Raw genomic sequence first — 21,310 nt, 5'->3', positions numbered from 1 at the left:
GGAATTGGGCGATTGTGACTCTCCCCTGCCGTTGCCTATCATGGAAGTCGAATCGTCATTTTTCTTACGAGAATCATCGGCTTCATGGTCTGGACACATCTCGACAAATATCGCGACTTCGGATTGCTGCTTCTCCGCGCCTTCTTTGGGTTGTATCTGGCCTTTGGGCATGGACTAGGGAAAATTACCGGTGGGCCCGAACAATGGGCCGGCCTCGGGGGCACGATGGAGATCTTCGGGCTTGGCTTTGCTCCCATGTTCTGGGGGTTCATGGCCGCAGTTGCGGAATTTGTGTGCGCATTGCTCGTGACTGCGGGGCTCCTCACGCGGCCCGCTGCTATTCTTGTGACGATCAACATGTTGGTCGCCGCCACGGCTCATATCACCGGAGCCATTGACGGAGGGCCCGAGATGGCGCTGCTGTACGCGGGGGTTTTCGTGAGTCTCATCTTCGTTGGGCCCGGGAAGTACAGTGTGGATGAGCAGTTTGGATAAGGTCCCGTGAAGGGGAGCTCTTCAGGACGGCGGATTCTGTTTCGAAGAGTTGACTCCAGGCCCACGCGTTTCCTTTTGTTCAATCCCGCATGCCAATGCGTTTGTCCCGCTGGGCTTCGGTTGATCTCGTACTTCTTCTGCTTCGCGTTGGAATTGGAGCCTCGTTCGTTTTTGCGTACGGCTGGGCGAAGATTTCAGGAGGGCTGGAGACATGGACCGATCTTGGGAGCAACATGGCGATTTTTGGGGTCACGGTATGGCCCGCAGCCTGGGGGTTTATGGCTGCCCTCACCGAATTTGCCGGTGGCATTTTGTTAATGCTCGGCCTGTTCCTTCGTCCCGTCCTGGTGTTTCTGCTCCTCACGATGGCGGTGGCTACGGCCAGTCATCTCGCGGCCGGAGAAGGGCCCTGGCACGCCACCGAGATGGCAACCGTGTTTGTTGCACTCTTGCTATTGGGACCCGGCCGATATAGCCTTGACGCTTGGTGGGCGACTGCCGATTCTTCTACACCGAGTGCCACTCCCTCGACCGCAGACCGGTGATGGGGGGCGGCACCCTCGATGGGGGGGGCTGGAGAGCGGTCCCAGTGAATCGTGTCATTTTGTAATTTTACCCTTTATTCCTCATGAGTGAACTAGACGAAATCCTTAGAGAGTTTGAGCAAGACGTCGACAACTTTATTTCGACGGATGTGGTCGACATTGAAAGTGGGATGTCGATGGGAGGACGGTCGATCGATCCGGATTTCGATGGATCGGTTGCGTCGGCGGCATTCTCGGACGTTATCAAGTCCTATCGGAAGGCCTTCGACCTGCTTGAAATGGATCCGGATTCGATCCAGGAACTGATGGGGCGAGCCGAGGATGTGCTGGTCATTACCCGAATCATCGGCGACCGCACCTACTATCACGGGCTCGCCATCACGAAGGACGGCAATCAGGCCCTCGCTCGCAAGATGATGCAGAAGTATGAGGACCGGATCGTTGATGCGGTCGGCATCTAGGAAGCGATCGGGCCCGGGAGACGGTCTTTACGGGATCTTTTCAATCGTGTCCCTGTGAAAAGAGGCACGTTCGCCATCCCACTTCAATAACCCCGGAGGTACGTCCATGTCCAAGAACATTCTGATGCTTGTTGGGGACTACGTAGAGGATTACGAGGTAATGGTCCCGTTCCAGGCTCTCCAAATGGTCGGGCACGAGGTCCATGCCGTGTGTCCGGACAAAGCGGCGGGCGATACGGTGCGTACGGCCATTCATGACTTTGAAGGCGACCAGACCTACAGCGAAAAGCGGGGGCATAACTTTGCCCTGAACGCCACGTTTGATGAGGTCGACGAAACGGCCTACGATGCCCTATGTCTCCCGGGAGGACGAGCACCGGAGTACATTCGGCTCAACGACCGGGTGCTAGAGATTGTGCAGCACTTTGCGAACGAAAACAAGCCGATTGCAGCCATCTGTCACGCTGCACAGATTTTGGCCGCGGCCGACGTGTTAGAAGGGAAGCGCTGTTCGGCGTATCCGGCCTGTGCTCCTGAGGTGGAAGCAGCTGGCGGCACGTTCGTAGAGGTGGACATGTCCGAGGCCATAACGGATGGGAATCTCGTGACGGGCCCCGCATGGCCCGCGCATTCGGCCTGGTTGGAGCAATTCCTCGACGTACTTGGCACCCGCATTGAGCACGAGGATCCGGTGCCTGCATAGCGTCGCATTTCCGGAAGTTGGACTCTTCTGCCGGACCGCTTCAGGGCGGTCCGGCATTTTTTCGTTTGGGCAGGGGGCGGGACGTAACGATCTCTTGTGTGCCGTCGATAGGACGGAGTCTCTTCTCGAAATTGCGGAACGGCCGTTTTTCCAATTTAATTAGGCATATCCTACCTCCGCGCCTTTCGGCTGATCATCTGCTCACAGTATGGATCGGGACGACATTTTTCAGGACGATCCTTCCAATCGCAGTCCCCTTGCACTCGATCAGGGGACGCTTCTGGACGACCAATTTCGAGTAGGGCGCGTCTTGGGAGTAGGCGGCTTCGGCATCACGTATCTCGCCTTTGACGAGGTCCTGGAGATGGTGGTGGCGGTCAAGGAGTATTTGCCGAATGACATTGCCGTTCGTGAAACCGACGGCGATACGATCCAGCCGTTGTCGTCGGCCGGAGGAGATCAGGACTTCGAGTATGGGCTTGAGCGGTTTCTACAGGAGGCTCGTACCCTCGCCAAGTTTGAGCGACACCCCAATATCGTTCGGGTGCGAAGCTTCTTCGAGGGAAATGGGACGGCCTACCTCGTAATGAATTTTTACGAGGGGCGAACGTTGGGCGAGTATCTGGAGGCCCGAAACGGATTTATCCCAGAGGAGGAGGCCCTTCTCATCATGGAGCAGGTGGTCGACGGATTGGCGGCGGTGCACGAGGAGGACATTCTGCACCGCGACATTGACCCGAACAACGTGTATCTCGCCGACGACGGAACGGTCGTGCTGCTGGACTTTGGGGCGGCACGTACGGCGGTCGGAGAGCGCACGCATAGCATGTCGGTCGTGTTGAAGCGAGGCTACGCTCCCCACGAGCAGTATCATAGTCACGGTGACCAGGGGCCGTGGACCGACGTCTATGCCTGTGCGGCCACGCTGTACCGGGCCCTCACCGGCTACAAGCCGCCGGAGGCCGCCGCTCGCATCCTTGATGACGAGCTTGTGGCTCCACGCGAGCTCGTTCCTTCTCTCTCGGAGGCCGCAAACGAGGCGGTCACGGCAGGGCTTGAGGTGCGTCCGGACACTCGTCCCCAGTCCATGGAGGCGTTTGCTGAACTGTTGCCCGAGGCTCCCGCCGATGCAGAGCCCGGGTGGATTGGCGAGGCGACGACCCTCGACCGAGCACCCGATCTGGAGGGGACGGCTGAGCTGCAGGTGACCGCTACGCACGCGTGCCGACTCTACGTAGATGGGCAACAGACCGCTACGCTTCCGCCGGCGAAGACGTTCACGATTGGCGTAGAAGGAGGCAGCCATCGCCTACGGGCGGTGCGGACCGATCGGACCAACAGTGGGCAGGCGACGGTCACGGCCACGGACACACGTGCAGAGGAGGAGGGGACCCGGTTTTCGCTTGACGCTCTGGTGTGGCAAGAGGTCGTGTCGGTGACGACAGGGGCCCCCACGTCCGTAGACATCGACTTTGAAGCCGAAGCAGCGGGCCCGTCGGAGGCAACGGAGCCCGACAGGGGGGATCCGATGCACGGCGAGACGGTGCAGCCGGAAAGCGCCGGTTCCCCTGAGGCAGCGGAGCCCGTGCACCCGGGGCCAACAGAGGAAGCCCAACCGTCCGGCCAGCCTACGGAAACGGCAGATTCTCCCGAGGCGCAGGCGGAACCGGCTGGGAGGACGGCTGGCGGCAGAGCGCCGAGAGCGTCGGGGAGGGACGAGGGCGAATCTGGGGAGGACGAATCCGGCCTCGAAGGGGCAACAGAGTCGGGGTCCGTTCGGGTGGAGGTGGACCGTCCTGCTCGCGTGTCGGTGGATGGGGAACGGACGGTTGCGCTCGACGCCGGCCAGACTAAGCAGTTCGATCTTGCACCGGGTACGCACCGGGTGCGGGCAGAGGCGGCTGAGGGGGCGCGAAGCTGGGATCAGGAGGTGAAGGTAAAGCCGGGCAGGTCGACGACTGTTCGGGCTGCCCTCGACCGGGCGGAAGCGCAGGATCGTGCTCCCATCGCGAACGAGGCCTCGCTCCGGAACGTGGCCATTGGGCTGGGGGGACTGGTCGTGCTTTTGGTGGTCGGGTGGTGGGGGGTTAGCAATGAGCCTCCCCGCCCGCGTGCCGATCAACTCATGACGACGGCAGACGCATCCGTGGTCAACGTTCGGGAGAATGATCGGGACCCGGACGGCTCGGCGCTCCGCGTTCGGTCGGTCGGGGCGCTCCCTGATTCCGTCGGACGAGTAACGGTGATCGATTCGGCCCGTCTTCGCTTTCGACCGGCGGCTGCGTTTGCTGGAACTGCTCGGGTGCGGTACGTCCTCGCCGATGCGGCGGGCGATACGGCGCACGCCCACGTCACTTTCCGGGTCCCCTTCAACGGAGCTCGGCAAACCGTGACGGCAGAGGTAGATCAGCCCCAGGTGGTACGGGCCGACTCTCTAGGCGACGACGGCGATCTCGACGTCGTGATTGCCTCTCTGGGAGACCGGGCCGTGTCCTGGAGTCAAAATGCCCTGTCGTCCCAGAAGGGCTTTCAGGCGCCGGAAGCCCTGGACTCGGCCGTCGACGGGGCCGTAGACGTGTACACGGCGGACCTCAATGGCAACGGGCGGGTGGACGTGTTGTCCGCCTCCCTTCGCAACGACGTGGTTGCCTGGTACGAAAACCGCGGGGGAGGCGAATTCGGCAACCCGCGTCCCCTTTCGCCCGCAGCCGACGGAGCGGTCACGGTGCGGGCGGCCGATCTCGACCAGGACGGGGACACCGACGTGATAAGTGGGGCTTTGTTAGACCAAACGGTCCGGTGGTACGAGAATACCGGGGACGGGACCTTTGCGGAGGGACGTCCCATCACGGAGGGGGTGCGCGGCCTCGAAACCCTGCACATCGCGGATCTCGATCGCGATCAGATTCCCGATGTGCTCGTCGTTTCGTATCAGGATAGTACGATTGCCCGCTACGAGCCAGTCCCCCAGTCCGATTCGCTCCGTTTTGTGGAGCGGGCTCCGATTGGGACCCACCTGCGCGAACCAATTGAAGTACACACGGCAGACATTACCGGAAATGGATGGACGGATGTGATTGTCGGCAAGGCGGGGGGAGAACCCATCGTTCTCTTCGAAAACCGTACCGATTCGATCGGGGCCGAGCCCGCCTTCGGGTCCGGACGGGTGTTAGTGAGTGACCTGCGAACCGTAGAGAGCATCGATTCCGGCGATCTCAACGGGGATGGCCACCGGGACATCTTCGCAGCCTCGTTCGACAGCGACAAGATCGTCTGGTTTGAAAATGAAGGCAACGGCGCCTTCGGTACGCCGCAGCCCATTGCAACCCAGCTCCCGGACGTTCTCTCCTTGGAAGTCGCGGACGTGGAGCGGGACGGCGATTTGGACGTACTTACAGCGTCTCAGTCGGAAAACGCTGTGTTGTGGTTTGAGAATCGTCTTCAGTGAGTGGCGGGGTCCGTCGGTCAGCTCCAGAACGTTGACGGTTCCTCATTTCGTGCGATGCGATCTTCCCAGCTTGGCAGCACGGGGTGTTCCCGCTCCTGGGAGAGACTCAAGTGGATCGGCGACCCTTGGGTTTGACTGCAGAGGAACTGAACATTTGCTTATGTCGAAGAGACGATATTGAGCCAAAAAAGTGGCATCTATGGATCGGCTTTCTCCGGGTGTGTGTCCACTATTGGAGCGTATTGATGGTGAGGTGGTTTGAGGTCTTTTTTTGGCCGACTGGACGACTAAGCTGAAGCCGATCTTTGCAACAGCGTCTCCCCTTTGTTCGGGCGTGCTGCAAGAAAAAAGTGTGAGAATTGTTGTTGTCACGTGGAAAATTAATGGAAGGTGCAGAAAACGCTTCCAAGTTTTGCGTGGGGGACATAGATGTGAAGGATGTGTAATGTGTCGTTATCAAATCGTTAGTCCGAGGTGAAAGTACAACAAGGCATCAAATTTTGGACGCGAAACGGTGGATAAAAAGGCGGAGAGCCGCTAATGTGGAGAGCGATGTCGTTTGCGAAGCTGTTCTGCGAGTCCTCATTCGGAATCGAGGACTGAGGAGACGGCGTGACGATCGGTGCGACCCTCTACACGATACTGAAATCAATCTCTTAATCACGATGAGACGTTGGGCTACGATACCAATCCTGTTATTGACCTTCCTGCTTCTGGGCCCGACCATGGCGCTTGGACAGGGGGAAACGACGGCCTCCATGCGAGGAGAAGTGACGACGGCGGACGGGGGACCCTTGCCGGGAGCGAACGTCGTTGCTGTGCACGTCCCGTCGGGTACCCGATATGGGACCTCAGCGAACCAGAATGGCCGATACACTCTGGCCAATCTGCGCGTTGGCGGGCCGTACCGCGTGACGGTATCCTTTGTCGGGTACCAGTCGAAGCGAGAGGAAGGCGTGACCTTGGACCTTGGCCAGACGTTGCGCCTCAACTTCACGCTCGAGGAGCGGACCGCGGAGATGGAGGAGCTGCAGGTGATCGGGAAGACGAGCGGCATCCTGTCTTCTGAGCGAGAAGGAGTGTCTACAAGTATAAGCACGGAAGAGATCGAGTCGCAGCCCACGATGGGCCGGAAAATTGCCGACATTGCTCGGCTGTTGCCCCAGTCCTACGTCGTGAATTCCAACGACGACGGCGCGGCAATCTCGATCGGTCAGCAGAGCACGAATTTCAACTCGATCTACATCGACGGCGCCGTCAGTAATGACGTGTATGGTCTGTCCGCTCAGGGCACCGACGGCGGACAGTCCGGTGCAACGCCGATTAGTTTGAGTGCTGTGGAGCAGGTGTCCGTGGACGTGTCGCCGTTTTCGGTCACCAAGTCCGGCTTTACCGGCGGCGCGATCAACTTCGTCACGAAGAGTGGGACGAATGACTACGAGGGCTCGCTCGAGTACTTCCGTCGCGGGACGGCGCTCACGCAGGATCAGTTGACCTTTCGGGGCAATAAGGTTGTGGACGGACTGCCCTCGGCCTCCGACAACCGAATCGTCGGTACGCTCGGGGGGCCGATCATTGAGGACGAGCTGTTCTTCTTCGTTAACGTCGACATCCGGCGGTCGGAGGATGCGTTGCCGGTTCAGACGCCCTTCCTCGGGCAGGAGCTAGGCACGGATCCGAACCAGCAGGAACAGGATGATCCGAACGAACTGGACGAGCTCGACGAAGTCCGGGACTTCATGATGCGAAATACGGGCTACGATCCGGGCTTCCCAGGCAGTAAGACTTCTACGCTCGACGCGACGAAGTTCCTGGCGCGACTCGACTATAACCTTACGGATAATCATAAGCTGACGGCGCGGTACTACTACAACGACAACGACAACCGCGACCGCTTTCAGAGCGATCAGGAGTTCGTCAACTTCTCGAACAACTCGGAGGTCTTCCCGAACACGCAGCACAACGCGATGCTGCAGTGGAACGGGGCCTTCGGCTCCAGAATTGCCACGAAAACGACCGCAACGTTCAAGAACGTGGTCGATGATCGCGGCGTGCAGGGCGAGCCGTTTCCGTCAATCACGGTTACCGATGGGGCCCGTGGAGAATTCCGACTGGGCTCGGAAGCGTTCTCCTATCCAAACTACCTAGAGCAGACGGTCGCGACGTTCTCGAACCAGACGGACTTCTTTGTCGGCGACCACACCCTGACGGTGGGAACGCATAACGAGTTCTACAGCATCGATAATCGATTCGCGATCTTCGGGCCGGGGTCGTATGAGTTTAATTCCGTTGATGATTTTGCTGAGACGGTTTGCCACTACGCCCAGCAGAATCAGGGGCAGTACGGCATTGATCAGCCGGGGCCCATCTGCCAGAACACGTACCCGAATGCGGAGCCGCAGACAGGCTTCTACATCCACCAGTACTCCCTCCTCGACGATGACCCCAGCACGCCGGAGTTTGAACTTCCGGAGGGCGACGACACGAGCCTGCGCTCCGACTTCAACGCCGTGAAGCTTGGTTTTTATGCCCAGGATCAGTGGCAGGTGACCGACCGGTTCCGCCTTACGTTCGGGCTGCGGGCCGACATTCCGAAGATTCTGAAGGATCCGGGAATGGCGCCCGACGCCAACTCGGCAACCCTCTACGGCACGGACCTCGCATCCTCGGACTTTGAAGGTCCGTCTGTGAGCAGCTTCTATGACCTGAAGGGCGCCCGTGCTGGCGAGATGCCGGACTGGCGCGCGTTCTGGTCCCCGCGGGCTGGCTTCAACTATGCGCTCGACGAGGACCGCACGACCCAAATCCGGGGAGGCACCGGCGTTTACACGAGCCGGCTTCCGTTCGTGTGGCCCGGCGGCGCCTTCCTCAACGACGGCGTGTCGAGTGACGTCGCGGTGGGCCTCGGCTTCGCCGGTCCCATTCCACTGCGCCGACCAGCGAATGGGCTGACCAAATTCGACGATGCCGGCATCTTCGGCGGCGGTGCGTTTGGGGCCACGCCGCCCTCCTCCGTTGATGAGTTGACGCCGACCGGCAATCTGTTCATCTTTCGGGATGACTTCTCGTACCCGCGCCTCTGGCGCACCACGCTGGCGATCGACCGTCAGCTGCCGTTTGGCCTCGTGGGAACGCTTGAGGGGCAGTACAGCAGTCAGCTTCAGGACATCGTGACGCGCAACGTGAACCTGAAGCAGCCCAACGCCAACCTTGAGGGACCGACCGGGGATGACCGACCGATCTACCGGGCGGAACAGTATTCTGATGAGAGCATCACCATCGACAGTCGGTACGGCGACATCTTCCTGATGGACAACACCACCCGTGGGTACAGTTACGAGGTGACCGCTCGTCTCCAGAAGGAGGCCACGCCGGTTTGGGATGGCGGCACGATGCGCGGCCGCGTCTCTTACACTTATGGTGATGCCCGGAGCCTCAACACCTATGGCGGCGACACCGTCGGATCCCTGTGGGATGGTAATGAGCACGTGAATGGCACCAACAACCTCACGCTGGGCCGCTCGGAGTATGCGCTCGGTCACCAGGTGCAGGTCTCAGTGATGTACCGCCAGGAGGTTACGGAGAACGTCTCGACGAACCTGTCGCTCTATTACAGCGGTTCGTCGGGTCGGCCGTTCTCCTACACCATCGGGAGCGTGACCGATCCTGCAGCGGAGATCATGATTGGCGACGAAGGCGGTTCCCCGCTCTTCTACATGCCGCAGGAGGTGAGCCAGTTTAACCTGCAACCGATCACCGATGACGACGACAATGTGCTCCGCACCGTTGAACAGCAGCGTGCGGATCTCGCCCAGTTCGTCGAGAACGTGGAGTACCTCAACAGTAACCGCGGTGAGTATACCGAGCGGAATGGAGATCGCACGCCGTTCGAGGGCGTCGTGGACCTCAATTTCGCGGTGAATTACAGCGGCGAGTTTTTGGGGCGTACGCAGCGGCTGACGTTCACGGCTGACATCTACAACTTCTCGTCGCTTCTCGGCGACGTATTCGGCACCGACTGGGGCTACCGTTACGCCAGTCAGGGCTCCTTTAGCCCCGTTGAGTTTGCCGGCTTCGAGGACCCGGATGACGATGGCAACCCGACCCCGACCTACCAGTCGGGCCTAGGCTCCCGTGAAGGGGCCATCATCCAGGACAAGGAGGACATCTTTAATCTCCGCACCAGCGGCACGACGTACAGTTCGCTGTACCAGGTCCAGTTGGGCGTGAAGTACACGTTCTAGGGAAGCGGGTTGGTAGACTGTGTGGACTTCGAGCACAGACTCCAGGCGGGCGGTCGTCGAAAGACGGCCGCCCGTTTTGTATTTAGGGCCTCCTGGGGGGGGAGCGGTTGAGTTTCCAACCTCACACAATCGTTGGAAACTTTCCCGGGCGTTAAAGATGGCGTACGCATCCCTAATTGGCAATGGCTTCAGAGAAGAAGCCACGTCTAGGGCCGAACATGGGCCTCGTCACGGCATTGAACCACTCACTCTACTCCGCTCGGCAGCGACCGATGCGACACATGTCCCGATCCATTACCGACGTACTCGTTCTCGGCTCCGGCATCGCCGGCCTCTCCGCCGCGCTGGGGGCCGCACGCAAGGGCGCTTCGGTCACCATCGCGACGAAGGCCACCCGGCCCGAAGGGGCCTCCACGTGGTGGGCGCAGGGCGGGATTGCTGTGTCCCGCAAAGAGCCTGAGCAGTTTCAGCGGGACATCATCGCGGCGTCGAGCGAAACGAGCGATCCCGACGCCGTAGAGGTGCTCGTGCAGCACGCCGACGCGGCGGTGCGCGACGTCCTGATCGACACGCTCGACATTGGCTTTGACACCGGGGGCAACGGCGCTGCGTTCGACTATGGACGAGAGGCGGCTCACTCGGCGGATCGCATTCTCCACGTTGACGCCTCCACCGGCAAGCACATCCACATCCCGTTTCTGAATTATCTCGCCGATCACGAGCGAGTGGAGATCCGCGACGACACGGCGGCGCTGGAGCTCCTGCGAGAGGGCGAATCGGTGACGGGGGCACTGCTTGAATCGGACGGCACGGCGGGACCCTGGACAGCGGGCACCACGATTGTCGCAACCGGGGGCATTGGGGCCCTCTACGGCCAGTCGACGAATCCACGAGGAGCCACAGGCGATGGGGTCGCAATGGCGATTCGGGCGGGGGCAGCGGTCGACGATCTGGAGTACGTGCAGTTTCACCCGACCGTCTGTGTGGAAAGCGGGGACCCGTTCCTCGTGAGCGAGGCGGTGCGAGGGGAGGGCGCGCTGTTGCGAAATGCAAACGGCGAGCGCTTTATGCCGGCGTACCATGAAGATGCTGAACTGGCCCCACGAGACGTGGTGGCCCGGGCCGTCGAGCAGGAGCATGAGGAGACGGGGCAGGTCGTGCTCGACGTGTCTCCGCTCGACTTTGCGTCCACGTTTCCCGATCTCATGTCCCTCTGTGAAGACAATGGGGTAGATCCGAGCACGGGCATTCCCGTCGTGCCCGCTGAGCATTTTCTCTGCGGGGGAATTGACGTCGACACGTGGGGCCGCACGACCCTCGATCGGCTCTTCGCGGTCGGGGAGTGTGCACGAACCGGGGTACATGGGGCCAACCGACTGGCGTCGACCTCGCTCTTGGAGGGGCTCGTCTGGGGTCTTCGGGCAGGGGAGGCTGCCGCCAATGGTTCGGTTTCGTCCCCCGATTCTTCCACTATGGTTGAAACAGGACCAGGACCATCGCCTGAAGTGCTCCAGTCCGCGGTCCGGCGAATTCGGGACGTAATGGATACCCACGTAAGCCTGCGCCGGACGGCGGGGGGGCTTGAAACGGCGGCGGCCACACTGCAGGAGGTGGCGGCTGATCTCGACGCTGCCGTCACGCCGCCTGTGTCCCGTGCCGCGTCGGAGGTGCGCTCTGCCTGCACGGTGGGCCTTCGTATTGCCGAGGCAGCCCGGGCCAATGACCGGTCCATCGGGTGTCACTACCGGTCCGATGTCCCAGCTGAGGTGCCGGCGGCCACGGATGCGGACGCGTGAGGCGGGGGACGGAGCGCATTCTTTTTCTCTGCTAACGTGACAGCCATGGAGACGCAGACGCAATCCCCAGCATTCGAACGGGCGAGAGAGGTGTTGCCGGATGCCCTCCGCCATCGCACAGTGCTTTCCCTGCTCCAACTCAGCATTGCTGAGGATGTGGATCCGGCAGGAAAATGGACCCCCGGAGCATACGATCCCTCGAAAAAGGACGTCACCAGTGCCGCAACCCTCGCCGAAAACGCGCAACTGGAGGGACGATTGGTGGCAAAAGAAGAGGGCGTGATGGCCGGGCTGCCCCTCGCACGCGCCCTGTTCGCTCTTGTAAATGCACGCCTGTCGCTGGAAGCGCACACGGACGATGGCGCACGGGTCGAGCCTGGGGAAACAGTGGCTACGGTGTCCGGCCCAGGGCAGGCACTGCTGACGGCCGAGCGCCCGGCCCTCAACCTCGTAGGACGCCTGTCCGGTATCGCGACACTCACCCGTCGGTACGTGGACGCAGTGGCGCATACCGATGCTGCGATTCTCGACACCCGCAAGACGCTGCCCGGTGCCCGACGTCCCAACAAGTACGCCGTCCGACAAGGCGGAGGGCAAAATCACCGGCTTGGTCTTTTTGACATGATCTTGGTGAAAGACAACCACATCGACGGCGCCGGTGGGATCACAGACGCCCTGCGTCGCGTCCGTGATGAGTACGGTGAGCAGTATCCGGTGGAGGTGGAAGTAAAAAGCCTCAATGAGCTGGAAGAGGCGCTGACGGAAGCGCCCGACGTGATTCTGCTTGACAACATGGATCCCCCCACGCTCCGCGAGGCCGTTGCCCGAACCGACGGACGCGTCCTTCTGGAGGCATCGGGCAATGTGACCCTCGACACCGTCGCGACCGTTGCCGAGACCGGGGTCGATCGCATCTCCGTCGGGGCCCTCACCCACTCCGCTGCCACGCTGGATCTAAGCATTCGAACGGGCTGAACACACGGGCCCGTGCGCTTCAACGACCTGCAGCTGATCAGTCCCAACCCGCTATGAAGAACGACGCCGCTACTCTGACGTCCCCCGACGCACTCTACGACGTGCTGGAGGAACGCCTCGATGACGCCCATGAGGTCGATTTGCGTCGGAAGGCCGAGCTTGCCGCCGAGATCAACCAGCTCAAGAAGGAGCGCAACGCGGTCATCCTTGGCCACAACTACATGGAGCCGGCCCTCTTCCACACGATTCCGGACTACACAGGATCATCGTTGGAGTTGAGCCGACGGGCCGCGCAGGCCGATGCGGATACGATTGTGTTCTGCGGCGTGCGCTTCATGGCCGAGACGGCGAAGATCGTGAATCCGGACAAGACGGTGCTTTTGCCGGCAGAGGAGGCCGGGTGCTCTCTTGCGGAAAGCATCACGGCAGAGGATGTGCGACAGCTCCGCAAGCGCTATCCCGGCGTGCCCATCGTGACGTACGTGAATACCTACGCCGACGTAAAAGCCGAAAGCGACGTGTGCTGTACCTCCAGCAACGCCGCCGCGGTGGTCGAGTCGCTGGACTCGGAGACCGTCATCTTTATTCCGGACGAGTTTCTGGCTCAGAACGTGGCCAATGAGACCGGGAAGGACATCCTTTTTCCGCAGAAGCGCGAGCGGAAGGGGCGAGGAGGAGATGGAGCTCCGACGGGGGGAGATGGGGCCCCTGCTGAGGACCTGGATGCCGACCTGATTGGATGGGATGGGCGCTGCGTTGTTCACGAGATGTTTCAGGTCGACGACATTAAGCAGGCGCGGGAGGAACACCCCGACACGGTGGTGCTCGCCCATCCGGAGTGCAGTCCGGAGGTTGTGGAGGAGGCCGATCATTCGGGCAGCACCTCGTCGATGATCGACTACGTCGAAAACACCAACGCGGAGAGCTATCTGTTGCTCACCGAGTGTTCGATGGGCGAAAACATCATGGGGGCCAATCCAGAGAAGGACATGCTTCGGATGTGCTGGCAGCGGTGTCCCCACATGAACGAGATCACGCTTCAGGATACGCGACGCAATCTCGCGAACAATCAGTACCAGATTGAAGTGGAGGAAGCGGTCCGCGTTCGTGCGCTGGAGGCGGTGGAACGGATGCTGGAGATCGGGTAGTCAGTCCTGGGTGGGGCGTTCCGGTTCATCCCAGTGGTCCGGGGGGGAAAAAAGCCCCAACGGCACCACCGTCGCATGGTACAACGCATACCCGAACTCCCACAGTGGAAAGAGGGGCAGCAGATCGTTTTCGTCGAGCGTCTCCGCGGCAAGTCCCAGCGGGGCGTGGCGGGCGAGGAGGCTCGTCGCGAGAAGGCCAACCCCGAGCGTCCCGAGCATCAGAGGGGCGATCCAGAGCAGGACGAGGCTGGTGTGGAGCAGCGTGAGGTGGAGGCCCACCGTCCACGAGTAGTGTCGACCGGCCGAGACGTGCCGACGCCGCGCCCGCCACCAGCTTTGCCAGGAGGGCGGGGCGGAGGTGGGCACGAACGTGCTGGGGGCGAGAAGAGCACGGACAGGAGCACAGTCTTGTCGGTGTACCGCCTGCACGAAGAGGTCGTCGTCGCCACTCATTGAGGCTTGGCCTCCGCCAGCATGGGAAAACCCATCCACTGCTTCGAAGACGGAGCGTGGGTAGCTGAGGTTGCGGCCCACTGCCATGTACGGTCGATGCCATCCGATTGCAGCGACCATGTAGAGGGCATGGAGCAGCGTTTCATAGCGCGCAAAGTACCCGAGGAGGCCGGTGCCCCGAAGAGGACTGTATCCCACGAGCACACAATCGTCGTCTGTGGCGGCGTGGGCTGCCGCCAGGTCCGAAAGCCAGTTCGGGGGCGGCGTACAGTCGGCATCAGTGAAGGCCAAGAGGTCGTGCTGGGCAGCGGCTATGCCCTGTGTGAGGGCGTGCTTCTTGCGGGGAGGCGACGGGTCCTCGACGTGGACCACCTGGGCCCACGAGCGGTTGGCCGCCCAGTCCGCCGCGAGGGCAGAAGTGTCGTCGGTTGAGGCGTCATTGACGATGACGACTTCGTAGGAGGGATGCGACTGCTCGTCCAGAGCCTCGAAAAGGGAGGGGAGGACGTCCGCCTCGTTGCGGGCGGCGACTACGACCGACAGTGCAGGAAGATCGTTGGCGTCCAGCGCGGGCGTCTCTCGACGAGCACGGCGCCATCCCCAGCTCAGAAGAAGGGCGTACAGAAGGAGAACGGCGAGGGCACCGCCGAACAGAAGAAGCATTCTGACGGGAAGTCGACGTGCGAATGGAGAAAAACGGAGCGGACCAGGGGAGCTTATAATCTCCCTTACAGGGCATAACGACGAACAAAATCCGCATGGATTTCTGTCGTCATCGCACAGGATAGTGGAGGTGGACCGAATTCTCTACTACCTTGGATACATCCGGGATCTGCCCCACCACAGCCCTTTGCCGATTGGCAACGTCCCGATTGCTGCCCGTTGGAGCACGGTCCTCTGGTCTCCTGGGAACCTGTCATTTGCGCCCGAATCGGTATGTCCACGTCTTCTTCCTCGACACTTTGGCCGGACCTCGGACGGTTCTGGACGATCGCGAACACGCTTAGTCTGTCGCGGCTCATCCTGGTGTTTCCGATTGCCGTTTTGCTGTGGCAAGATGGCCCGCTGGACTGGTTGCTGGGGCTTACCGTCATTGCCATCATGACCGACTGGTTCGACGGGCGGGTGGCCCGGTGGACGCGCACCGTCTCTGAGTGGGGCAAGGTGATCGATCCCGTGGCCGACAAGGTGGCGGCCGTGCTCACAGTGTCAGTGCTCACCTTCAGGCCCGAGGTGCAGGGGGCGCCTGAGCTCCCGCTCTGGTTTTTTGGGGTCATCGTCGGGCGTGATTTGCTCATTCTCGCCGGAGGAGCATGGATTGCAAATCGGTCCGGCAAAGTGCTCATGAGCGCCTGGGCGGGGAAAGCCGCGAGCCTTTGGCTGGCCCTCACCGTCGTGAGCGTCATTTTGAAAGCTGATCTTCCTGTTTTTAACGTTTGCCTCTGGATGTCGGCCGGACTCTTTGTCTTTTCCTTTGGCGTCTATGTTGTGCGCTACCTCAACGCCATTCGTCGGGCGCCACCTCCGCAACAGGAACACGCGTCCGACACCGCGTCGGACGCGCCAACCACAAGCTCTTCGGAGGCGTCCTCTACCGTATCGGCGTCCGGAAAGAGCCGCCCGTTGCTTCTCGGCTGATTCTTGCCGCCTCCTTCGTTTGTCACTCTGTTTAGGACCTGTACTTCGACCTCTATGGGCATTCTCGACCGCTTCATCAACCAGAACGACGACGAAGAGCAGGAGAAGCTCGAAGAAGGGCTGGAAAAGACCCGGACGAGCTTCTTCGGCAAAATTGACCGCATGGTGCGGGGAAAAGACTCGGTAGACGCGGAACTGCTCGATGAGTTGGAGGAGATCCTTGTGACCAGCGACGTGGGCGTGGACACCACGCTCGATATTATCGACCACGTCGAGGCCCGCGTGGCAGAGGACCAGTACGTGTCGACGGAGGAACTCAACCTCCTCATCCGCGACGAAATCGCGAAGCTCATGCTGGAGGATGAGGACGAGCGCCCGGCGGACTTTGACGCTCGGCTTCCAAACAAGCCGCACGTCATCATGGTAGTGGGGGTCAATGGAGTTGGCAAGACCACGACCATCGGCAAGATGGCGCACAAGTACAAGCAGGCGGGGAAGAGCGTGATGGTGGGCGCGGCGGACACGTTTCGGGCGGCGGCCATCGAACAGCTGGAGATTTGGGCCGACCGAGCGGAGGTGCCGATCATCAAGCAGCAGCACGGATCCGATCCGGCGGCCGTGGCCTACGACACCATTGAGGCGGCGCAGGCCCGTGATACGGACGTTGTTCTGATCGATACTGCCGGGCGCCTGCACACGAAGGGCGGATTGATGGACGAGCTTGCGAAGATGAAGCGGGTTATGCAGAAACGGACGGAGAGCGCGCCGCACGAGGTCCTTCTCGTGCTCGATGCCTCCACTGGGCAGAATGCTCTCCGGCAGGCCGAAGAGTTTACGGAAAGTGTAGATGTCACGGGCCTTGCCCTCACCAAACTCGACGGTACGGCCAAAGGGGGAGTTGTCATCGGCGTGTCGCACCAGTTTCAGGTGCCAGTGAAGTACATTGGGGTCGGGGAGGGAATCGAAGACCTGCAGGTGTTCGACCGCAAGGGATTTGTGGAAGGGCTGTTCAAGGGAGTTGCCTGAGTCCGCACTAATGGCGATTTCCATACACCGTGCCGGGGCGTTCGAATTCGCAATTTGAAATCGAAATTCGAAAATCGCAGATGAGAATTGTTTTTATGGGCACGCCGGAGTTTGCCGTGCCCTCGCTCACGCAACTCATCGACGCTGGGTACGACCCCGTTGCCGTTGCCACGGGTCCGGACCGCCCGCGAGGGCGAGGGCAGGAAGTCACGCCGACCCCCGTGAAGGCTGCGGCGCAAGAGGCGGGCATTGAACGCATCCTTCAGCCGGAGGACGTGACCGATGATGCGTTTGCCGAGGCGGTAGCAGCGTTGGAACCGGACGTGATTGCGGTGGTCGCCTACAAAATTCTGCCGCCCTCGGTCTTTACGGCCGCGTCGGAGGGCGCTTTCAATCTTCATGGGTCCTTGCTGCCGAAGTATCGAGGGGCGGCCCCCATCAATCACGCCATCATGCAGGGGGAGACCGAGACCGGTGTGACGACCTTCTTCTTGGAGCCGTCGGTGGATACGGGCGATATCATTCTGCAGAAGTCCATGACGATTGGCCCCAACGAGACGGCGGGATCGGTGCACGATCGAATGAAAGTGCTCGGGGGCGAGGCGGTGGTCGAGACGGTCGAACAGATAGAAGCAGGCACCGTAGATCCGCGCCCACAAGATGACAGCCAGGCCACTCCGGCGCCCAAGATCCATGACGAAGACTGCGAGGTTCCATGGGGCGAGCCGGGGGAGGCGGTGCACAATCACGTGCGGGGCCTTTCTCCGTATCCTGGAGCCTGGACGATGCATGGAGATACCCGACTCAAGCTCTACCGGACACGGCGAGCTGAGGGCAATGGGGCGCCCGGGGAAATCCTTTCGACCGACGGGCGACTGGTGGTGGCCTGTGGGCAGGAGGCCGTTGAGGTTGTGACCATTCAGCAGCCGGGCAAGCAGCGACTGGACGCTGAGGACTTCCTGAACGGGTACGCTCTTTCAGAAGGAGAGCGCTTGGGGCACGCATAGGCGATGGAAGAGGGGGCTATCGCTTCGTTGCTAACGAGCGGACGCTTTTACACTCCGCGGCTCTGAGCACCCGAAAAATGTCTGGCGATGTCATCGACCTTTCCTGCGAAGTCTCCATTTTCAGGCAAAACTCCCCAAAATACACTAACGATTTCCGGATTTTCCTTCGTCGCTCCTGGACATCTAGATGTCCAAACTTGATTTTGGGAATCTGTGATTTCCTAAGCCCATCCACCCGTACGTCAGATAGCCTCTGGCCATCTTGTGACTTTATGAGATTAAACGTCGGATGCAGTCTCTTGGGAGACTCCAGGGAAAGAAAGATGCTTCCAGACGAGCCTAGCGACTCATGAAATAAAATGCCGACCGGACCTATCGGAGGAAGCCCCCTGGAAATTCCTCACGAGAGGGAACAGAGACATGCGAAGAACGCAGCATCGTACTGCGGTTAATTTCGTAATCCTACAAGATGGCCTAGATCAAGGTCTGGAGTGACGGTTGAAGGGGAATTGTTCGGTGCTATGAGCAAACTGTCCGGTGGGTAGGCTGCGTCGTTGACGTTCGAGCACATGGTTTTCCACCGAGTACGACTCTTTGAGCGACTCCCCCCGCCGACTTTAAGCGCGTTCTGTATCGACGCAACAGCCATTACCAATGTCGCCTGATTCGTCGCCGTCCGCGGCGTTTGTGCCTCCGTTTTATGCCGATGATGCCTTCGTCGGTACGCCCGAGCAGTTTGAGGAGTACGAAGCGCCGGGGGCAGATGGGCTCCAGCGCCGGGCGCGCGACCTATTGAAGGAGCGAATGGGCACGGCGACCGCGCCGGTGTCGACGTCCTTTGCCTGTGGAACGGTTGGCGTGCAGGCGGACCAGACGCACTATTCCGATGGCTTTGGTCTATTTCTGCCGTTGCGGCAGGGAGTGGCCGTGGCTGCCCGGTACGCAGAGACAACGCAAATCACCTTTGCGGGACACGAGGAGACGTGGACGGACGAGGCCGAGGCCCCGCCCTCGTGGCTCGTGGCTATGCGTCGCATTTTACAGGAGTTGCTGGCAGATCATCAGGTGGAGGTCGCTGTGGTGAGCACAGTGCCGGGCATTTGCCGGGATGGCTACCTGGCTGCGCTGGCCGTAGCGGTGATGCGAGTCGTGCGGGCCCTCGACGTCTCGACGGCCATCGATCTCAACTCCGTGCAGAGTCTTCGGGATGATTTGGTACCGCTGCTGGCGGGAGAGATTGGGACGGCCCTCGATTGTCCGTACAGCACCGGCTATTTGCTCGCAACCTTTGCCGGGCCCGAGCCGGCATTCACGCTGGTCGACACGGCGACACGTGAGCATCTACCGGTGGAGACCGAGGCCCGGACGGCGCTCCGGTGGGCAGTGCTGGATCCTGGGGCGCCGGAGCCGCGGCCGGTCGAGTTTCATCGACAACGGCAGGCACAGGCCCGCGACGCGCTCCGCCGCCTCCGAGAGAACGGCTTTTCGGGGTTGACCTCGTTCCGTGAGCTTGAACACCGAGACCTCGACGATGCCATCGCAGTCCTCCCCGAGGCGTTGTGTCCGGTGGTTCGGCACCTCGTTACGGAAAACCGCCGGGTACAGAAGCACGTGGCCGCCATGCGGCGGTCGGACTGGCAGATGATTGGGGCGCTTCTCCTCATGTCGCATGCATCACAGCGAGACGAGTGGGAGGGCACTAGCACCGCTGCGGATCGGATTGTGGCTGAGGCCGAGAGTCGCACGCACGATGGACTCTACGGGGCCTGCATGACGGGGCGCTCGGGGGCTGTGATTGTTGCAGGACGTCCCAATGCATTTGAGCGAGAGCTTCGGCAGCTCTCACATGAGGTTGCGGATGCACACGGGCACGCCCCTCACATTTTGGCACCGTGAACGGAGGGCGCAGGAGGGAGCCGGTTGCGCTCGGGGTCCGGTCCTGTTCGGGCCCGAAGGAGGCGCGTCGTTGAAGACCGGGGAGGCTTCTCAGATCCGCAGGAGGAAAGTGCGCTAAACCGTCAGGATGCCACCTCCATCGCCTCCGGGTCCCACTCGTAGCGCTGACCGTTGCGGTAGCTCCGGTTGCAGAGGAGTGCCGGGGCAGCTGCCCGATGGCCAAACACGGCGTCCTCCACGACGGTGTCGCCCGAGCGCATTGCGGCAAAGAAGTTCATGATGTGGTCGCGGCGGGAGCTGTAACCGTCCGGGGCCTCGAACTCACTCTCCGTGGACATGTCGTCGGCGGCCAAGTCCTCCTCGTCCGGCGAGTAGCTTGTCCGGAATTCTTCCTGTACCGCTTCCGAGAAGGTGCGGACCGAGTTGTAGCCCTCTACGAGTTGCTCGACCGAAGGGGTGGAACGTCGCGTTTGGGACAACTTGACTGTATTGCCCTCCAGGGTAATGGCGCCGTCGCTGCCCACGAATCGGAGCAGGGTGCCTCCGCCGCTTCCGTCCGCTAGGTTGGATTGAAGCGAGAGGGTAAACTCCGGGTGAGCGTCCGTCTCCGGATACTCGAATAGCGCCGTTTGGACATCCGGCACCTCGCGCCCGTCGGTCCAGAAGCGAAGGCCGCCGGTGGAAGAGATGCTCGTTGGTCCAACGGAGTTCGTGACGTGATGCGTAATCGTCAGCAGATGGACGAAGAGGTCTCCCGCAAGCCCGGTACCGTAATCCCAGTAGTTGCGCCAGCGGAAGAAGCGGGTCGGGTCGAAGTCGCGGGCGGGGGCGTCGCCCAAAAACCGGTCCCAGGCAATGTTTTCCCGGGAGACATTTGGCGGGATGGAGTATTTCCAGGCTCCGAGTGCCGAGTTTCGGTTGTAGCGAGCCTCGACCATGTTGAGGTCGCCGATGGCTCCGGAAGAGACGAGCTGGCGGACCTTATTGACCACGATGGAGCTCGCAAACTGGCTGCCCACCTGGAGGAGTTGTCCGGTGTCTTGTTGAGTTTCCACCATCGCGGCGCCTTCGTCAAGGGTGTGCGCCATTGGCTTTTCGCAGTACACCGCCTTGCCGGCCTCCATGGCGGCTTGAGCGATCTCGGCATGCCAGTGGTCGGGCGTGCAAATCACGACCGCGTCCACGTCCGATCGGGTAAGGACGTCTCGGTAGTCTCGGGTCGTGAAGATGTCGTCGCCGAACACCTCATTGACGCGTGTGAGCCGGGAATCATAGCAGTCGGCTGCCGCTACGAACTCGGCACCAGGGAGATTGTGGGCCGTGCGCGTGTTAACAAAGCCAATGATGCCGGTTCCGATGGTCGCGAATTGAATGCGATCGTTCGGAGGGACCGTCGGAGGCTCCGACACGGGTAAGCGCTGCACGTCCGATGCAAAGGCGGAGGGCGCGAGGCCGGCGGCGGCAGAGACGGCGGC

15 protein-coding genes are annotated in these 21,310 nt (G+C 61.1%); 13 read left to right on the top strand and 2 right to left on the bottom strand.

The genetic code is table 11. From position 1 onward, the window contains the following. The first annotated feature begins 84 nt into the window (after positions 1-84). The 9 genes from BSZ35_RS05075 to nadA all read left to right on the top strand — a co-directional run bounded on the left by BSZ35_RS05075 (position 85) and on the right by nadA (position 13,815). Positions 85-495, top strand: coding sequence for a DoxX family protein (locus tag BSZ35_RS05075; RefSeq protein WP_105011430.1), 411 nt, complete (start codon positions 85-87; stop codon positions 493-495). Positions 496-590: 95 nt separating this feature from the next. After that, positions 591-1,040 (top strand): DoxX family protein, encoded by a 450-nt coding sequence (locus BSZ35_RS05070; RefSeq protein ID WP_219846590.1) that lies wholly within the window; start codon positions 591-593, stop codon positions 1,038-1,040. An 83-nt stretch (positions 1,041-1,123) separates the two neighbouring features. Beyond that, positions 1,124-1,501, top strand: coding sequence for a hypothetical protein (locus BSZ35_RS05065; RefSeq protein WP_105011428.1), 378 nt, complete (start codon positions 1,124-1,126; stop codon positions 1,499-1,501). Between the two features lie 106 nt (positions 1,502-1,607). Further along, positions 1,608-2,204 carry a DJ-1/PfpI family protein gene (locus BSZ35_RS05060; RefSeq protein ID WP_105011427.1) on the top strand — a complete coding sequence of 199 codons (597 nt, stop codon included), beginning with the start codon at positions 1,608-1,610 and terminating at the stop codon, positions 2,202-2,204. 208 nt (positions 2,205-2,412) lie between these two features. After that, entirely contained in the window at positions 2,413-5,652 is a 3,240-nt protein-coding gene (locus BSZ35_RS05055) for an FG-GAP-like repeat-containing protein (RefSeq protein WP_105011426.1), read from the top strand. A gap of 725 nt (positions 5,653-6,377) precedes the next feature. Further along, complete coding sequence (locus tag BSZ35_RS05050) at positions 6,378-9,896, top strand: TonB-dependent receptor (protein ID WP_258096080.1); 3,519 nt, start codon at positions 6,378-6,380, stop codon at positions 9,894-9,896. Positions 9,897-10,177: 281 nt separating this feature from the next. Then, a complete protein-coding gene (locus tag BSZ35_RS05045) occupies positions 10,178-11,692 on the top strand; it encodes an FAD-dependent oxidoreductase (protein ID WP_105013729.1) in 1,515 nt (504 codons plus the stop codon). A 45-nt stretch (positions 11,693-11,737) separates the two neighbouring features. Then, the gene (gene nadC, locus BSZ35_RS05040) at positions 11,738-12,667 is read left to right on the top strand and encodes a carboxylating nicotinate-nucleotide diphosphorylase (RefSeq protein WP_105011424.1); all 930 of its coding nucleotides are present in this window, start codon (positions 11,738-11,740) and stop codon (positions 12,665-12,667) included. 53 nt (positions 12,668-12,720) lie between these two features. After that, on the top strand, positions 12,721-13,815 hold the full coding sequence (gene nadA / locus BSZ35_RS05035) for a quinolinate synthase NadA (RefSeq protein WP_105011423.1): 1,095 nt from the start codon (positions 12,721-12,723) through the stop codon (positions 13,813-13,815). Here the strand turns inward: nadA and BSZ35_RS05030 are convergent, their stop codons facing one another. After that, positions 13,816-14,931, bottom strand: a complete 1,116-nt coding sequence (locus BSZ35_RS05030; protein ID WP_105011422.1) for a glycosyltransferase — start codon at positions 14,929-14,931, stop codon at positions 13,816-13,818. A gap of 273 nt (positions 14,932-15,204) precedes the next feature. On the opposite strand from BSZ35_RS05030, the gene BSZ35_RS05025 reads away from it, so the two are divergent. The 4 genes from BSZ35_RS05025 to BSZ35_RS05010 all read left to right on the top strand — a co-directional run bounded on the left by BSZ35_RS05025 (position 15,205) and on the right by BSZ35_RS05010 (position 19,835). Next, positions 15,205-15,906: a CDP-alcohol phosphatidyltransferase family protein gene (locus BSZ35_RS05025; protein WP_105011421.1), complete on the top strand. Its 702-nt coding sequence runs from the start codon at positions 15,205-15,207 to the stop codon at positions 15,904-15,906. Positions 15,907-15,960: 54 nt separating this feature from the next. Beyond that, positions 15,961-16,932 (top strand): signal recognition particle-docking protein FtsY, encoded by a 972-nt coding sequence (ftsY, locus tag BSZ35_RS05020; protein WP_105011420.1) that lies wholly within the window; start codon positions 15,961-15,963, stop codon positions 16,930-16,932. A gap of 80 nt (positions 16,933-17,012) precedes the next feature. Next, positions 17,013-17,939: a methionyl-tRNA formyltransferase gene (gene fmt / locus BSZ35_RS05015; RefSeq protein WP_105011419.1), complete on the top strand. Its 927-nt coding sequence runs from the start codon at positions 17,013-17,015 to the stop codon at positions 17,937-17,939. Between the two features lie 654 nt (positions 17,940-18,593). Further along, entirely contained in the window at positions 18,594-19,835 is a 1,242-nt protein-coding gene (locus BSZ35_RS05010) for a hypothetical protein (RefSeq protein ID WP_105011418.1), read from the top strand. 122 nt (positions 19,836-19,957) lie between these two features. Here BSZ35_RS05010 and BSZ35_RS05005 read toward each other — a convergent pair. Next, positions 19,958-21,310, bottom strand: a 1,353-nt coding sequence (locus BSZ35_RS05005) for a Gfo/Idh/MocA family oxidoreductase (protein WP_219846589.1), incomplete at its 5' end; no start/stop codon positions are given.

The sequence above is a fragment of the Salinibacter sp. 10B genome (assembly GCF_002954405.1).
In the GTDB taxonomy this organism is placed as follows: domain Bacteria; phylum Bacteroidota; class Rhodothermia; order Rhodothermales; family Salinibacteraceae; genus Salinibacter.
Note: the sequence above shows the minus strand (reverse complement) of the source record. Positions and strands in the feature narration are given on the sequence as shown.

What these genes read in the sequence shown, in the direction of transcription:
- BSZ35_RS05075 (WP_105011430.1), top strand. Translation starts at nt 85, where the DNA reads ATGGTCTGGACACATCTCGACAAATATCGCGACTTCGGATTGCTGCTT.
- BSZ35_RS05070 (WP_219846590.1), top strand. Translation starts at nt 591, where the DNA reads ATGCGTTTGTCCCGCTGGGCTTCGGTTGATCTCGTACTTCTTCTGCTT.
- BSZ35_RS05065 (WP_105011428.1), top strand. Translation starts at nt 1,124, where the DNA reads ATGAGTGAACTAGACGAAATCCTTAGAGAGTTTGAGCAAGACGTCGAC.
- BSZ35_RS05060 (WP_105011427.1), top strand. Translation starts at nt 1,608, where the DNA reads ATGTCCAAGAACATTCTGATGCTTGTTGGGGACTACGTAGAGGATTAC.
- BSZ35_RS05055 (WP_105011426.1), top strand. Translation starts at nt 2,413, where the DNA reads ATGGATCGGGACGACATTTTTCAGGACGATCCTTCCAATCGCAGTCCC.
- BSZ35_RS05050 (WP_258096080.1), top strand. Translation starts at nt 6,378, where the DNA reads ATGGCGCTTGGACAGGGGGAAACGACGGCCTCCATGCGAGGAGAAGTG.
- BSZ35_RS05045 (WP_105013729.1), top strand. Translation starts at nt 10,178, where the DNA reads ATGTCCCGATCCATTACCGACGTACTCGTTCTCGGCTCCGGCATCGCC.
- nadC (WP_105011424.1), top strand. Translation starts at nt 11,738, where the DNA reads ATGGAGACGCAGACGCAATCCCCAGCATTCGAACGGGCGAGAGAGGTG.
- nadA (WP_105011423.1), top strand. Translation starts at nt 12,721, where the DNA reads ATGAAGAACGACGCCGCTACTCTGACGTCCCCCGACGCACTCTACGAC.
- BSZ35_RS05030 (WP_105011422.1), bottom strand. Translation starts at nt 14,931, where the DNA reads ATGCTTCTTCTGTTCGGCGGTGCCCTCGCCGTTCTCCTTCTGTACGCC.
- BSZ35_RS05025 (WP_105011421.1), top strand. Translation starts at nt 15,205, where the DNA reads ATGTCCACGTCTTCTTCCTCGACACTTTGGCCGGACCTCGGACGGTTC.
- ftsY (WP_105011420.1), top strand. Translation starts at nt 15,961, where the DNA reads ATGGGCATTCTCGACCGCTTCATCAACCAGAACGACGACGAAGAGCAG.
- fmt (WP_105011419.1), top strand. Translation starts at nt 17,013, where the DNA reads ATGAGAATTGTTTTTATGGGCACGCCGGAGTTTGCCGTGCCCTCGCTC.
- BSZ35_RS05010 (WP_105011418.1), top strand. Translation starts at nt 18,594, where the DNA reads ATGTCGCCTGATTCGTCGCCGTCCGCGGCGTTTGTGCCTCCGTTTTAT.